Origin of the sequence: Mucilaginibacter sp. NFX135 (assembly GCF_048565145.1) — a bacterium.
In the GTDB taxonomy this organism is placed as follows: Bacteria; Bacteroidota; Bacteroidia; order Sphingobacteriales; family Sphingobacteriaceae; genus Mucilaginibacter.
Map to the genome: position 1 here is coordinate 4922289 of NZ_CP183412.1, position 15291 is coordinate 4937579.

Annotated in this window: 12 protein-coding genes; 3 read left to right on the plus strand and 9 right to left on the minus strand. The window is 44.0% G+C overall.

Features of this window, described 5'->3' with window-relative positions:
- Positions 1-76 precede the first annotated feature (76 nt).
- The 9 genes from ACNURT_RS20510 to ACNURT_RS20550 all read right to left on the minus strand — a co-directional run bounded on the left by ACNURT_RS20510 (position 77) and on the right by ACNURT_RS20550 (position 11103).
- Positions 77-907: an amidohydrolase family protein gene (locus ACNURT_RS20510; RefSeq protein ID WP_419699315.1), complete on the minus strand. Its 831-nt coding sequence runs from the start codon at positions 905-907 to the stop codon at positions 77-79.
- Positions 900-1745, minus strand: coding sequence for a fumarylacetoacetate hydrolase family protein (locus ACNURT_RS20515; protein ID WP_419699316.1), 846 nt, complete (start codon positions 1743-1745; stop codon positions 900-902). The genes ACNURT_RS20510 and ACNURT_RS20515 overlap by 8 nt, the downstream gene beginning before the upstream one ends.
- Positions 1746-1791: 46 nt before the next feature.
- Complete coding sequence (locus ACNURT_RS20520) at positions 1792-2556, minus strand: SDR family NAD(P)-dependent oxidoreductase (protein WP_419699317.1); 765 nt, start codon at positions 2554-2556, stop codon at positions 1792-1794.
- Between the two features lie 281 nt (positions 2557-2837).
- Positions 2838-4499, minus strand: a complete 1662-nt coding sequence (locus tag ACNURT_RS20525; protein ID WP_419699318.1) for a UxaA family hydrolase — start codon at positions 4497-4499, stop codon at positions 2838-2840.
- A gap of 174 nt (positions 4500-4673) precedes the next feature.
- Positions 4674-6023, minus strand: a complete 1350-nt coding sequence (locus ACNURT_RS20530) for an alpha-L-fucosidase (RefSeq protein ID WP_419699319.1) — start codon at positions 6021-6023, stop codon at positions 4674-4676.
- A gap of 21 nt (positions 6024-6044) precedes the next feature.
- The gene (locus ACNURT_RS20535) at positions 6045-6377 is read right to left on the minus strand and encodes an L-rhamnose mutarotase (protein ID WP_419699320.1); all 333 of its coding nucleotides are present in this window, start codon (positions 6375-6377) and stop codon (positions 6045-6047) included.
- A 443-nt stretch (positions 6378-6820) separates the two neighbouring features.
- Complete coding sequence (locus tag ACNURT_RS20540) at positions 6821-7336, minus strand: GNAT family N-acetyltransferase (protein WP_419699321.1); 516 nt, start codon at positions 7334-7336, stop codon at positions 6821-6823.
- Positions 7337-7748: 412 nt separating this feature from the next.
- Positions 7749-10169 carry an ABC transporter permease gene (locus ACNURT_RS20545; protein ID WP_419699322.1) on the minus strand — a complete coding sequence of 807 codons (2421 nt, stop codon included), beginning with the start codon at positions 10167-10169 and terminating at the stop codon, positions 7749-7751.
- Positions 10170-10230: 61 nt separating this feature from the next.
- Positions 10231-11103 carry an AraC family transcriptional regulator gene (locus ACNURT_RS20550; protein WP_370996055.1) on the minus strand — a complete coding sequence of 291 codons (873 nt, stop codon included), beginning with the start codon at positions 11101-11103 and terminating at the stop codon, positions 10231-10233.
- Between the two features lie 668 nt (positions 11104-11771).
- Between ACNURT_RS20550 and ACNURT_RS20555 the strand changes: the two genes are divergently transcribed.
- The 3 genes from ACNURT_RS20555 (at position 11772) to ACNURT_RS20565 (ending at position 15260) form a co-directional block, all read left to right on the plus strand.
- Positions 11772-13172 (plus strand): ATP-binding protein, encoded by a 1401-nt coding sequence (locus ACNURT_RS20555; protein ID WP_419699323.1) that lies wholly within the window; start codon positions 11772-11774, stop codon positions 13170-13172.
- A gap of 143 nt (positions 13173-13315) precedes the next feature.
- Complete coding sequence (locus ACNURT_RS20560) at positions 13316-14977, plus strand: FAD-dependent oxidoreductase (RefSeq protein WP_419699324.1); 1662 nt, start codon at positions 13316-13318, stop codon at positions 14975-14977.
- 10 nt (positions 14978-14987) lie between these two features.
- Positions 14988-15260, plus strand: coding sequence for a UBP-type zinc finger domain-containing protein (locus ACNURT_RS20565; RefSeq protein ID WP_419699325.1), 273 nt, complete (start codon positions 14988-14990; stop codon positions 15258-15260).
- The last annotated feature ends 31 nt before the right edge of the window (positions 15261-15291 follow it).

Below are 15291 nucleotides of genomic sequence, written 5' to 3' on the forward strand. Positions count from 1 at the left end.
ATAGTTACGTACTTTTATTTTATTTAGCAACAAAAAAATTCAAAATGATAATGGCGTATCATTTTGAATTTCAGGCTTATAAATTGTAAAATAGTGTAGCATTTTCACCCAAGAAGAGGCCCTGTTCTGCTGCCGAAAGTTTTGAGCAATAATGATTGATCACCTGCATGGTGCCTTCATAGCCACCGGCCAGCAGGCATACGGGCCAATCAGATCCAAACATCACACGGTTGATGCCAAAGGCGTTGAACACCACGTCCAGGTAAGGTGTAAAATCTTCGGGTTTCCAGGAGTTCCAGTCGGCCTCAGTTAACATGCCCGATACTTTGCAGTAAACATTGGGGTGTTTGGCTAAAGCAAGGATGTCTTTTTGCCAATTATGAATGTCTTGATCTTTAATATGTGGTTTAGCCAGGTGGTCAAGCACAAATTTCTGATCGGGGAAGCCTCCGGCCAGCAATGCGGCATAAGGCAGGTGTTCCGGGTATATCAGTATATCATAAGTATAGCCGTACTTCTGCAGACTGGCGATTCCCTTTTGGAAACGCGGTTGCAGCATATACTGCTTGTCAGGCTCCGATTGTAAAATATGACGAAAGCCCTTGAGTTTATCAAATTGCTTAAAATACTCCAGCCGTTCCTCCAGGTTATCTGCTTTCAAGTCAACCCAGCCCACTACACCTTTTACAAAAGGATTGGAGGCAGCCATTTCCAACAGAAACTGGGTTTCCTTTTCGGATTGATCGGCCTGCACAGCTACACAACCATCAATGCCGTTCTGCTGTAGTACAGGCAGCAGATCGGTTGGTAAAAAGTCTTGTTTAATCACCAGCATTTCATCATTGATCCAGCTATCACGAACCGGGTCAAATATCCAGAAATGCTGGTGCGCATCAATTTTAGGCATAAGCTACCACGTTTTGTTTTGATTCGCCCAGGCCATCGATGCCCAATTCAACCACGTCGCCCGGTTTTAAATAAAATGGCGGTTTCATACCCAGGCCAACACCTGCGGGTGTACCTGTTGAAATAATATCGCCCGGCAACAAGGTCATGAACTGACTTGTATAGGAAATTAAATGGGGCAGATTAAAAATAAAGTTAGAGGTGGTACCATCCTGCAAGATTTTACCGTTCACCTTTAACCATAAACGCAGGTTATGCGGATCGGCAATTTCATCGGGTGTAGCCAAAAACGGGCCAAGCGGCGCAAAGGTATCGCAACCTTTTCCTTTGTCCCAGGTGCCGTTACGCTCCAGCTGAAATTCGCGCTCGGATACATCATTATGCAGCACATAACCGGCTACATAGTTCATCGCATCGGTTTCATCAACATATGATGCTTTTTTGCCGATCACTACAGCCAATTCCACTTCCCAATCGGTTTTTACCGAATTTTTAGGGATCACGATATTATCATTAGGACCCACAATAGCGGTGGTGGCTTTCATAAATATCACCGGCTCTGGTGGCAGGGGAGCATTAGTTTCTTTAGCATGATCGGCATAATTTAAACCGATGCATACAATTTTTGAAGGACGCACAATCGGGCTGCCTAAGCGTACGCTATCGGCAACTTCGGGCAGTTGTTTATCTTTTATAAATGCAGCCAGACGAGCCACACCGTCAGTCTCAAAAAACTGCTCGGTATAATCTTCGCCAAAGGCAGATACATCATATTTTTTATCGTTAAGGATCACTCCTGGTTTCTCTTTGCCGTTTTCGCCAAATCGTATCAATTTCATACGGGATTTTATTAAGATTTAGAGTTTAATATTTAGGAATTAGAATTTAATTATTCAAAGTGATAAATCCACCATCGATAGGATAATCGGTACCGGTAATAAAACCGGCTTCGTCCGAGCAAAGATACAGGGCCAGGGCCGCAACTTCCTCAGATCGACCCATCCTTCCGATAGGCTGACTTTTGGATAATTTTTCAAATATCTCATCCTCTTTACCGGCGTAATTCTTGGCGATAAACCCATCTACAAATGGTGTATGAATGCGTGCCGGCGAAATACAGTTACATCTGATGTTACCATGCAGGTAATCACGCGCTACAGAAAGCGTCATGGCATGTATAGCTCCTTTACTCATGGAGTAAGCAAACCTATCGGTAATACCCACGCTGGCCGCGATAGATGCTGTATTCAATATCACCCCTCCGCCATTGGCTTTCAGCACCGGGATCACCGCGAAGAGACAATTATACGCGCCTTTTACGTTTACATTAAATACACGCTCAAAATCTTCGGTACTGGTATTATCAGCCCTGCCAATGTGGGCGATACCCGCATTATTGATCAGGATATCGATCTTACCTATTTTGTTAAAAGTATCCACTACCTGCTGCTGACTGCTTACATCGCAGGCATAACCGATGGCTTTTCCGCCGGCTGCCTCAATTTCGCTAACGGTTTCGGCCGCGGCCTTGTCATTTAGTTCGATGATATGAACGGTAGCGCCCTGCTGCGCAAACAATACCGACATAGCTTTACCTATGCCGCTGCCACCGCCTGTGATCACTACCGATTTATTGGTTAGTTTAAACATGTTATTCTTTTTTTTATTTTTCATAGGTGAGTCGACTCACCCTGTCATCGCTGCGCTTGACATCCCTCTCTTCGCCTGCGGCGGAAAGAGGGAGTTTCTTTATATTTCGTCACGTGCTGTTCGAAGTCTCTGACTTCGAACTTATATGCTTGTAGTCTTCAGACTACAGGAAATATCAGAACAAAACTTTCGGTAGTTACAAACTACCAGCATAGTGATCCGAAGTCAGAGACTTCGGATAGCGCTTATCTTTTGTCCTTGCTCCTTTATCTATCTTCCACTTACAACGACACCCCTCTTTTCCAGGGTATAAAATCATCCTGGCCCAGTTTTACCGATTTGGGTTCAACCTCGCCGCTGGCCAGTTGAATCACATAATTCAATATACGTTCACCGGCCTGCTGAATAGTTTCCTCACCTTCAATGATCGTTCCGCAGTTAATATCGATAATATCCGGCATACGTTCATACATAGCGGTATTTGTGGATAATTTAACTACCGGAGTTATGGGGTTACCCGTAGGCGTACCTAAACCGGTAGTGAACAATACGATATTGGCGCCTGAACCTACTTCGGCAGTAGTACTTTCCACATCACTGCCAGGGGTACATAACAGGTTTAAGCCTGGTTTGGTTACTTTTTCGGGGTAATCCAGTACCGCCGCAACCGGCGATGTGCCCCCTTTTTTTGCCGCTCCTGCCGATTTAATAGCATCGGTGATCAAACCATCGCGAATGTTTCCGGGTGATGGATTGGCGTAAAAACCAGAACCATCCGCTTCGGCACGCGCGTTGTAAGTGGTCATCAATTGCATAAAGCGGTTAGCTGTTTCCTCGTCCACACAACGGTCACTCAATTCCTGCTCCACACCGCAAAGCTCGGGGAACTCTGCCAATATCACAGAACCGCCCATAGTTACCAGCAGATCGGACACATAACCCAATGCAGGATTTGCCGAAATACCCGAAAACCCATCAGAACCGCCACATTCCATACCAATACAAAGTTTGGACAACGGCGCGGGCTGTCGCTGATTCTGATTAGCTTGTACCAAACCGGCAAAAGTTTGTTTAAGCGCCTGTTTCAGCAGTTCGCTTTCGGTACCCACTTTTTGCTGCTCCAGCACCACCATAGGTTTGCTGAAGTTGGGATCGCGTTTGGCTATCTCGGCTTGCAAAATACTCACCTGCGCATGTTGACAGCCCAGGCTTAAAACGGTAGCTCCAGCCACGTTGGGATGGGTAATATACCCGGCGATCAGTCCGCACAAGGCGTCAGAATCGTCCTTGGTACCACCACAGCCCATACTGTGGTTCAGAAATTTAATACCGTCGATGTTTTTGAACAGCCGTTTTGAATCCGCTTTTTCTGCCGAGGCCTGGATATCGGCATTCAATATTTCTTCAACGGATTTGCCCGCCTGGTAAAGCTCCATTAACTGCTCCACATCGCCTTCATAGCTTTTGGCTTTTTTGTAGCCCAGTTTATCAACCAGAGCTTCTTTTAATACATTGATGTTTCGGTTTTCGCAAAATACCAATGGCACCACTATCCAGTAGTTGGCAGTACCTACAGAGCCATCGGCACGGTGGTAACCATTAAAGGTTTTACTGTCAAACTTACGGGTATCGGGTTGGTGCCAACTTAATTTACGCTCGCCCAAACGGTAACCGTCCGAAGCATGGTGCACATTTTGCGTGCTCAGCAAACCGCCCTGCGGTATGGTACTGGTGGCTTTACCCACCAGTACGCCATACATATAAATTTCCTGACCGGTTTTTAATTCATTGATCGCGAATTTGTGCTTCGCGGCAATACGATCGGCTAAAGTAAAGGTGTTACCCTCAAAAGTGATCGGTGTTCCCTGCTCCAGGTTTTGCAGGGCTACCAGCACATTATCATGTGGGTGTATCCTTAAAAATATTTCTTTTTGTGTTGACATTATATACTAAATTCTAAAACTCTAAATCCGAAACGCTAAGTCCTGAATTCGAAACTCTAAATCCGAAAAACTAAATTCTAAATTCTAAGCTCTAAATTTTCCCGAATCAGAATTTTAAATCCCAATTCGAACTCCGAAATCAAACTAACGTTCCCCCTTCAGGGGGTTAGGGGGCTAATTCAGCGTTAATTCAATTACAGGTATCTCGTAATTTGGTTTTTTAACAGGCAGGGTTAACTCTACGTTCTGCCCATCAGTTTTACTTAAAAGCTCTGAATGATCATTTAAAAACTGTGCATATTTAATTTTACCGTTATAGCCAGGTAAGGTTAACTTACCATCTTTAGGGTAATCAAACAAATGTACATATAAACGTCCGTTCACTTTATTATATGTTAGTTTAGTACCTTCCGGTATCTTGTAGCTATCTGGTGCAAAAGTACAATTATAAATAGATTGATTGTTGGCATGCATCCAGTGGCTCAGGCTATCCAGCGCGTTGGTTGCACGGTAGTCAAATTCACCGCGGGCTGTTGGACCAACATTCAGTATCAGGTTACCGCCGTTGCTGGTTGAAGTGATCAACAGATCAAGCAGCTGGCGGTGTGTTTTCCAGGTATTTTCGTCACGGTAATAGCCCCACGAGCCCGAAAAAGTTTGGCAGGTTTCCCAGGTTTTACCACGATATTTTGCCAATTCCGCGGTACTCACTTGTTCAGGAGTTTCAAAGTCAGCGCCATCTTTATATTCTTCCAAATTCAGGCGGTTATCTACAATGATGCCCGGTTGCAGTTTGCGGATCAGTTTTAACAGCTCCACAGAGCCCCATTCGTCCTTACCTTTTCCGTGACCATCTTTACGGGGGAACGAAAAATCGAGCCAAAGGATATCAATTTTACCATATTTGGTTAATAGCTCGGTGATCTGGTTACGCATATACTGGCGGTATTTGGCCATGTCGCGGTTCTTGTTTAAAGCGGCATAAGAAGCATCACTTTTGTCTTTTGGCGATTGCGGATGGATCTCGTCAATAGTATAATCCGGGTGATGCCAGTCGAGCAGGGAATAATAAAAACCTATCTTAAGGCCCTGCGCACGAAATGCGTTCACATACTCACGTACCAGGTCGCGTTTGGCTTTGGTATTGGGTGCCTTGTAATCAGTAAACTTAGAGTCGAACAGGCAAAAACCTTCGTGGTGCTTGGTAGTTAATACCGCGTATTTCATACCTGCGGCTTTGGCTTGCCTGGCCCATTTTTGTGGGTCGAACAAGTCAGGATTAAACTGATCGAAATATTTCTGATAGCCGGCATTATCAATCTTTTCATTATGCTTTACCCATTCATGCCTGGCTGCGCCAGAGTATAAGCCCCAGTGAATGAACATACCGAAACGATCGTCTGTCCACCATTCCATACGTTTTTGTTTTTGGGCATCGGTTTCGTTGCCAATCATTTTTTGTGCAAATACCGGTGAAAGGGACAGGAGCACCAGCGCAAATAGCAATTGAGTTCTCTTAAGCATAATTTATTTAGTTGAATTGGTTTACAAGGCAAATATTTTATTCATTAAAACCCATTTTTCGCCATTCAGCGCCCCTTTTACGGGTTGCTGGTATTTCCACATGAGGTTTTCCCATTCCTGTACTTTTACATTAGCGGCATCCGCAGCCGCTTTCTTTTCAAAACTGAAGCTGTCGTTGGTCTCCATGATCATGAACAAACGCACATCAAAACGGTAGATCTCCATGCTGGTGATGCCCGAATCGACTATGCTTTTACGGATCTCGGGCCAGATGGCTTCATGATATTTTTCGTACCCGGCAATCAGGGCTTCATCATCAACCAAATCAAGTGTTAAGCAATATCTGTGGGCCATAGCTATTTTATAAAGCTGGTTACATTGGTAATACAAAGAAAAAAGGTTTGGCTTTAAATAGTTATCTCAAAATCATCAAAGTGTTAAGCTTTTTTGGCATGGGTTATGGAAGCGAGGATTTTGGGAACAAGGATTAAGGACCAGGGTGTTTAATCCCGCCCTTGGGAGGGGTGCGGCTGACATGAGCGCAAAAGCAGGGAGGGATTTATGCAACATGTATCGCGAATACCCCCCTCCCGAGAGTAATAGCCCATCATTAGACATTTGTTCAAAAAAGAGTGTCATGCTGAGCTCGTCGAAGCATGGTGGGCAGGCCTCTGCGCGCGACCCATCGACGGAGCTCAGGGTGACAGCCCCCTTTTTAATATTATTTGTCCGTTATGTCTACTCATGGGCTATTACCCTCCCGAGGGAGGGAATCACACAGGCCATGGCTTTTAACCTTAAATTCTTTTCCAATAGATCATGGTTGCCGTTAAACCACTGTGTGGCTTCAATGCATAGTCGGGAATGATACCGGTTAAATTGAACCCTTGTTTTTCATACAAACCCGAAGCACCTTCGTCCTGCGCGGTGTCAAGTACCAGCAGGCTTCGTTTGTGCTCAACAGCCAACTGCTCAGCAGCCTGTAACAGGGCTTGGGCTATGCCCTTGCCACGGTAATTGATGCGGGTCATCATTTTGGCTATTTCGGCCCGGTGCGGCTGGTTGGGCGGCAGGCTAAGCTGCAGGGTTACTGTAGCCACCAGTTCATCTCCGTCAAAAGCACCGAGGATGATGCGCTCGCCGCGATCAGCAGCAGCCAGTGAGTTTGTCCAAAAGTTAATAGCTTCAACTGGACTTAAGGGATGCATAAAACCCACCGAACCGCCGTTGGCTACAACTTCTATCAGCATAGTACTTAATGAGGTAAGAATTTCAGGCGTATTATTTAATGGTTTAATTTTTATTTCGGACATGGTGGTTTACAGTATACTTAAATATGAACGTTCAAAACAGGGTGTCACCCTGAGTTCCGTCGAAGGTTGAGCGCAGAGGCCTACGCGCCATGCTTCGAAGGAGCTACCCATGACACCCTTTTTATCGCCTCTCTTTGGAGAGTAATAGCCCATGAAAAGGCATAAAGCGAAAATTAAGCATTTATCGACTCACCCCGACATCGCTGCGCTTGTCACCCCTCTCTCCGCTTCGCGCATAGAGGGGATTTTTAATTCTTTTTTTCTCTACCCTCTTTGCGGCAAAGCCGCAGAGAGGGTGGTCCAGCGAAGCGTAGACCGGGTGAGTTTGCTCTGCGATTTGTTTTTAACCTTGTAAGTTTAAACTCCGCCTTTTCATGGGCTATTACTCCCAAAAGGAGAGGGTCAGGCCACGTTACTCATTCCTCAATGAGGATGTAGGATTAGTAAGCGCTGCTCTGAACGTGAGATAAAACGTTGTGCCTATAGCTATAACCACCAGCGCCAATACGGGCAACGCAAACTGCCACCAGGTAAGCGTTACTTTAAACGCATAGTGATTAAGCCACTGGCTGATAAAAATATAAGCTACCGGCAAAGCGAAAAGGCTTGATACCAGTATCAGTTTCACCACATCCCAGGTGAGCAGCGAAATAATGCTTTGTACCGACGCGCCTAAAACTTTGCGCACCCCAATTTCTTTGGTACGGCGCGCGGCCGAGTAAGCGGTTAAACCAAACAATCCGATACAGGCAATAAATATAGCCAGCGATGAAAACAGGGTGAATACATGGCCAAACTGTGTTTCCTGCTTATATTGGCGATTATAAAAATCATCCAGGAAAAAGAAATCAAATGACGATTCCGGGAAATTATCATTCCAGGTACTTTTAATGTTATCTACCATTTGGGTCATGTTGTTCTGGCTCACTTTAACCGAAAAATAATCAGCAGGGATCCATGCCAGGGTCGGGTCCATAAACAATATCACCGGGGTATATTTTTGCTGCAGCGATTGCTGATGATAATCTTTAATGACGCCAATTACTTCGTCGGGGTGACTGTCGACTGTTTCGAGCCATACTTTTTTTCCAACGGCATCTTCCGGCGAACTAAAACCAAACTGCCGTACTGCCGATTCATTCAATACTACGCCGATCGAATCAGCAGGACGGCTTTTATCAAATGCCCTGCCCGCGATCAGCTTCATGCCATATGCCTGCATAAAATCATGATCAACCTTGAGCATCTCGTACGTACGCTCTTCAGATTTTGGGGCACCGAAACGCCTGTTGGCTAAAAACTCGCGTACTTCCCTACCCGGCACAGCGCCCGAAACGGTAACCGCCTTTACACCTGAAAAGCCCAATAGTGTATTTTTAAAACTACTGATCTTTTGCGCATAATTGCTGGTATTAACCGGCGTTTTGATCACGATGGTCTGGTTAATATTTACGCCCGTATTTTGACTGCTCATGTAAACAATTTGCCTGTAAACCGCAAACGTACCCGCAATAAGCAGTACTGATGCCATAAACTGAAAAGCAACCATTCCCCGGCGAAGCAGTATGCCGCTTTTAGAAAATGCGAACCGCCCTTTGAGTACCACTATCGGTTTTAACCGCGCCAATACCAAGGCTGGGTAAATGCCTGATAGTAAAATACTGCCCATAAATACCACACTCACTTTTAACAGCAAGGCATCGTTAAATAACAGGCCATAAGTATTACTGTCAGATAAATAATGTAACAACCCGTAACGGGCTCCTAACACCAGTATAATGCCCACCAAAAGGGCCGCTATATTAATGATGAATGACTCCATCAGGAATTGCAGAATAAGCTGTGAAGCATGTGCTCCGCTTACCTTCCGGATCCCTACCTCACGCGCACGATCAACCGATTTGGTGGTTGCCAGATTAATATAGTTGATACAGGCTATCATCAGGATGACGAAAGCTATGATATTTAAAAAATTAACCGCGAAACGGTTGCCTTTTACCTCTATTTCATAAGGCTTTGCAGGGTTTAAATGGATATCGGTAAGCGGTATCAATTTTACAGCCCACTTCAGTTCTTTTAATGACGGGCCTGTTTTATACTGTTCGGCCAATGCCGGGAATTTAGCTTCCACCGACTGAATGGTAGCGCCGTGGTTCAATTTTACAAAAGTGTAGCTTTCATGCTGATACCAAAAATTCTGAATGAACTTAGATGAAGTAGACCAGGACATCAGGAAATTAAACTGCATGGTTGAATTAGGTGGAATATCCTTAAACACACCGGTAACCATGCAATGATACTTATCGCCAAGTGTACTTACATCCAAAAATTTGCCGATGGCATCGGCATTGCCAAAATATTTTTTTGCTGCCGATTGTGATATGGCGATGGTGTTAACCTCTTTAAGTACGGTTAGTGGGTCGCCTTTTACCAGTGGATATGCAAAAAAACTAAAGAAGTTACTATCGGCAAAACAAACATGTTCTTCCCGGTACTTGGTGTTTTCATATTTGACAACCCTCTCTGAATTGGCCCAACTGATACGCGCATAGGAGGCTATCTCAGGAAAATTGGCCTTCATAGCAGGGGCATATCCGTTAGTACTGGTTGGCCAGCTGTCGGTAAGCTCTTTACCACGATAAAACTGGCTTTCTACCCGGTAAATGTTGGCAGCATCGGGATGTATGCGGTCAAAGCTTTTTTCAAAATTCACAAAAGCGGTAATGAGTATGAATGCCGCCATACCCAGCGCCAAACCGGTTACATTTATAAAAGTATATATTTTGTTTTTTACCAGGTTGCGGTAGGTAACCAATAGAATATTGCGAATCATAATTTGAAAAAGGTTGAAGGCTAAATATAGTGATAATAGCCTATTGTTCAACTCATCGCCCCTATGGATTTTTGGTAAACTCCTTCTGATACATCAGCGGACTTTTCCCGGTTACCTGCTTAAAGTGTTTATGAAAAGTCGAAAAATTATTGAAGCCGCTATCATAGCACAATTGCTTGATGTTCATTTTATTTTCTATCAGCAGCTTGCAGGCATAGCCAACCTTTATTTCGATAATAAACTGTGAATAGGTTTTACGGGTTTTTGATTTAAAATACCGGCAAAAGGAGTTTGAGCTCACCCCCGCTATCTCGGCAATCTCATCCAAGTAGATCTTTTTCCTGAAATTGCGTACTGAGTATTCATAGATGTTGTTGAGCCTGTCGTTCTCCGATTCATTGTGATCATACTTGAAACCTATAGAGGTAAGATAGTTAACCGGATTGCTGATGGCCATGGTATTGAGGGCCTTAAGCAGCATAATGATCCTTTCGGCGCCATCGGTATCCAGCATATCTTCCAGTAGCACAGTCAATTTCTCCTTAGTGCCCCCGCTGATCTGCAAGCCCCTTTTTGATCGCTCCAGCAAAACTTTGATCAGCTTATTTTCGGGCAATTGCAAAAAATGATCGCCCCAAAAGTTTTCGCAAAAATGCACCACTATTATCTCTACCTTTTCATTCCCGTTATGGTCAAAATACACATCATCAAAGCGCCAGTAGTGCGGCAGGTTTGAACCAACCAGGGTCATATCACCAGCTTTAAACTGTTTAATACTATCACCGATAAACTGTGTTCCCCCTCCTTTTTTAAAGTAGATCAGTTCGAGCTCTGGATGACAATGCCAGCGGTTATTGATATCGGGCAACACATCGCGCCTTACACTAAATGAATGTGCGGGTCCCGAAGAAACTTTTAACAAAAGCGGTTTCATTCAAGCTAATTTACAATTGATAAGGTAAATGTAGATAAAAAATGTATAAATAGCTTAATTTTTTAGAATCTGCTCAATATTAAGAACATTTTACAAACCATCAGAGTAGGTACATTCGACGGAATCTTTAATCTGATCGACAAAATCGAAAACCTATCCCGTTGTTTTTTCGTATGATAATAAAAAAGCGTTCCGGTATCTCACCTCCGGAACGCGCAGTTACTGATTAAATCAATAACATCAACTAAATCCAGATCAACCTCATGTTTGATCTTTCTTACCAGCTTTCTCAGGGATGGTAAGGCCTTCAATGCTTTATCCTCACAACAAGGTGGCGGCTCCTGGTTGCCACCGGAAAGTTGTTCCTATTTCCAGAAATTTAAACTTTATGCAGAAGTAACAAATATGAATGTAATTTGTTTAAAAATAAAATTACAATATTCTTATTATCAATAATATACAAAAACAAATTCAAATCTTTCCGGCTTAAAACATCTCTGATATCGCGCCACGGTATTTATGATTTATCGTACTAATGTAAATCATTGGGGTATAAGTCACCCAATTTAAAAATCATACGTATTTTAGCAAATGCAATTTTGCCGGGTTTAGTACTGTGCAATATTGTGCTCATTAAACTGTTGAATAATAATAGCTAATTTTAATACATGCAAACGGTAACCGTATCCTGGCTAAAATCGCTCGAAGCATTTAATAACGTACCAGAAGACCAGCTGCAATGGCTGTTGGATAATAGTGTTGACAATATTTTTGAGGATGGTGAGCTTTTTATGCAACCCGGCGAACCCATGAGCGGCCCTCATATCACGGTTGATGGCAGCCTGCGTTTCTTTATGATGCAAGGCGGTTTCAGACGTGAGTTTACAGTTGTTGGCCCAGGTAATATTAGCGGCTACCTTCCGTTTTCAAGAGGTAAAATATCCAAAGGATATGCGCAGGCTATTGGCAAGTTGCACATACGCAGCTTTAATACCGAGCAAATACCTGAAATGATCAGGAACCATTATGAGCTTACCCAATCACTGGTTAATATTATGACTACCCGTGTACGTGATTTTACAGCTCTGCAACAACAGAACGAAAAGATGATGGCCCTGGGTAAGCTTTCGGCCGGATTGGCGCATGAGCTTAACAATCCGGCATCGGCCATTGTACGTGATTCGCTTACCTTGAAAAAACACCTGGAGCAGGAACCGGAAAGTGTAAAGGCCATTTTTACCATGCGACTTGAACCAGACCAGGTTACCGGTGTCACCGACCTTTTATTTCAGCAAATTTCACAGCAAAATACAACCCGCCTAAGTTTAAAACAACGTACCCATCGCGAAGATGAAATAATGGAGTGGTTTGATGAGCACGAGGTAGAGAATGGTTATGATATTGTTGAAAGCTTTGTTGATTTTAATTTCAGCACAGAAACTCTTGAAAAACTTGACGCGATTGTTGGATCTGAAAACCTGTCTGATATATTGAACTGGATAAGTGATGTGCTGATCTCTGAGAAAATGATCAGTGACATACAGGAATCGGCCCGGCGCATCGCCGAGCTGGTAAGCTCTGTTAAAACTTTTACCCACATGGATCGAGGGCAGGATAAACAGTATGCCGATATACACATTGGTATACGCAATACGCTTACCATGCTGGGTTATAAGATCAGGAAGGGAAATATCAACGTTATTGAAGATTTTGATGAAACCCTGCCCGAAGTAAAAGCGCTGATAGGCGAACTTAACCAGGTGTGGACCAACCTTATTGATAATGCTATTGATGCAATGTCTGTTAACGGCAAGGGCACATTAACCATTAAAACACGCCGCGATCGGGAGTTTGTAGAGGTGTTTATAGTTGACGACGGTCCTGGCATACCCGAAGATATACAAAGCCTGATATTTGACCCTTTCTTTACAACCAAAGAAATGGGCAAAGGCACAGGCATGGGGCTCGAAGTGGTACAGCGTATTGTAAAGCAACACCGCGGCTCCATCAAAGTAAAGTCTGAACCAGGCAAAACCGTATTCAGTGTTTGTTTTCTGATTGACGGATGAGTTCTTTAGTATCAAAGTACTTAGTATCAAGTATCACGACAATCTCTGTTTTAATACAGCCTTAAAAAATCTTGATACTTGATACTAACTACTTGATACTTATCTCAAAATATTAATAATTTTACCTTTAGAAAAACACCCCTATGAGTCGCCCTATAATATTTTCCATTGACGATGACCCGCAGGTACTGCGGTCCATAAGCCGCGACATCAGGTCGCAGTATGGTAAAGAGTACAAAATTTTGAGTACCACATCAGCAAATGAGGCCCTGGAAAGCCTTACCGAACTAAAAAACAGCTCGGATGTGGTTGCTTTGTTCCTGTGCGACCAGCGCATGCCCGAGATGGAAGGAGTGAAATTTTTAGAGAAGGCAAAAAAAATATATCCCGAAGCCAAACGCGTTTTGCTCACCGCTTACTCCGATACCGAAGCTGCCATAAAAGCCATTAACGATGTGCAGCTTGATTATTACCTGATGAAACCCTGGGATCCGCCCGAAGAAAAATTGTACCCGGTAATCAATGATCTGTTAGACGATTGGCAAAATAACTTTGTACCTGAGTTTGTAGGCGTTAAACTGGTAGGTTTCCAGTTTTCGCCGCAGTCGCACCAGATCAAAGACTTTTTGGCAGGTAACCTGATACCTTACCGCTGGTTTGATATCGAAAAAAATCTTGATGCCGCCGGTCTTTTAACTTTAAATAATTTGACCACCGACGATCTGCCTTTGGTAATTTTTGAGGATGGCAGCCACATCGCCAAACCAAGCATAAGGGCCATAGCCGAAAAACTGGATAAAAGCCCGCAGCAATTGACCGATGTTTATGACGTAGTGATCATTGGTGCTGGCCCGGCAGGGCTGGCTGCAGCTGTTTACGGTGCATCGGAAGGACTTAAAACCTTATTGATTGAGCGTAAGGCACCAGGCGGACAGGCAGGTACCAGCTCGCGTATTGAAAACTACCTGGGTTTTCCGGCAGGTTTAAGCGGTGCCGACTTAACCAGGCGCGCTATAAGTCAGGCTATGCGTTTGGGCGCCGAATTTTTATCGCCACAATCTGTAAGTGATATTAAACAAAAAGATGGCTACAAAACCATTATTTTGGATGATGGGCCAGAGATAATCAGCCGCACCGTAGTAATTACTACCGGTGTTGATTACCGTAAACTGGAAGTTAAGGGAGTTGACAACTATACCGGTGCCGGGATTTATTATGGTGCGGCCACTACCGAGGCTACCGCTTGTACCGGTAAAGAAGTATATGTAATTGGTGGCGGTAACTCCGCAGGTCAGGCGGCTATGCACTTATCCAAATTTGCAAAAAACGTATATATCATTATCCGCCGCGATGATCTGGTGGCTACCATGTCGGCATATCTGATCAATCAGATAGCAGATACACCCAATATTCATCTGGTGCCCAATACCGAAATTATTGAAGCCGATGGCACCAATTGCCTGGAAGAACTGACGCTGCTAAACTGTAAAACCCAGGAAACAGAGAAAAAGGTGGCAAATGCTTTGTATATTTTTATCGGCGCAAAACCTTATACTGATTGGATCAAGCTCGATATTATCAAAAACAACAAGGACTTTATTGAAACCGGGCGCGAGCTGCGTAGCTATGAAGGCTTTGGTAAGATCTGGAAGCTTAAACGCGATCCGTTTTTATTAGAAACCAGCTGCTCAGGTATATTTGCCGCCGGCGATGTACGTGCCGGAGCCATGAACCGTGTGGCATCTGCCGTAGGCGAAGGATCGATGGCTATCAGCTTTGTTCATAAATACCTGGCCGAAGTTTAATAAAATTAAAATGATGGAAGAGGAAACATGCCAGCATTTAGCGGCCATTAAAGATATCAAACAGCCAAAGGAATACATTTGCGAGGAGTGTGTAAAAACACATTCCTCGTGGATGCATTTGCGTACCTGCCAAACCTGCGGTGTTACACTTTGCTGTGATAGTTCGCCCAATACGCACATGACCAAACATTTTAAGCAAACAGGGCACCCGGTAGTTATCTCCGCCGAACCCGGCGAACGCTGGCTCTGGTGCTATGCAGATGAATTGGCGACAGGATATTGACCGTTGATTTAGATGATTATTCTGATTTCGC

What these genes read in the sequence shown, in the direction of transcription:
- ACNURT_RS20510 (WP_419699315.1), bottom strand. Translation starts at nt 907, where the DNA reads ATGCCTAAAATTGATGCGCACCAGCATTTCTGGATATTTGACCCGGTT.
- ACNURT_RS20515 (WP_419699316.1), bottom strand. Translation starts at nt 1,745, where the DNA reads ATGAAATTGATACGATTTGGCGAAAACGGCAAAGAGAAACCAGGAGTG.
- ACNURT_RS20520 (WP_419699317.1), bottom strand. Translation starts at nt 2,556, where the DNA reads ATGTTTAAACTAACCAATAAATCGGTAGTGATCACAGGCGGTGGCAGC.
- ACNURT_RS20525 (WP_419699318.1), bottom strand. Translation starts at nt 4,499, where the DNA reads ATGTCAACACAAAAAGAAATATTTTTAAGGATACACCCACATGATAAT.
- ACNURT_RS20530 (WP_419699319.1), bottom strand. Translation starts at nt 6,023, where the DNA reads ATGCTTAAGAGAACTCAATTGCTATTTGCGCTGGTGCTCCTGTCCCTT.
- ACNURT_RS20535 (WP_419699320.1), bottom strand. Translation starts at nt 6,377, where the DNA reads ATGGCCCACAGATATTGCTTAACACTTGATTTGGTTGATGATGAAGCC.
- ACNURT_RS20540 (WP_419699321.1), bottom strand. Translation starts at nt 7,336, where the DNA reads ATGTCCGAAATAAAAATTAAACCATTAAATAATACGCCTGAAATTCTT.
- ACNURT_RS20545 (WP_419699322.1), bottom strand. Translation starts at nt 10,169, where the DNA reads ATGATTCGCAATATTCTATTGGTTACCTACCGCAACCTGGTAAAAAAC.
- ACNURT_RS20550 (WP_370996055.1), bottom strand. Translation starts at nt 11,103, where the DNA reads ATGAAACCGCTTTTGTTAAAAGTTTCTTCGGGACCCGCACATTCATTT.
- ACNURT_RS20555 (WP_419699323.1), top strand. Translation starts at nt 11,772, where the DNA reads ATGCAAACGGTAACCGTATCCTGGCTAAAATCGCTCGAAGCATTTAAT.
- ACNURT_RS20560 (WP_419699324.1), top strand. Translation starts at nt 13,316, where the DNA reads ATGAGTCGCCCTATAATATTTTCCATTGACGATGACCCGCAGGTACTG.
- ACNURT_RS20565 (WP_419699325.1), top strand. Translation starts at nt 14,988, where the DNA reads ATGATGGAAGAGGAAACATGCCAGCATTTAGCGGCCATTAAAGATATC.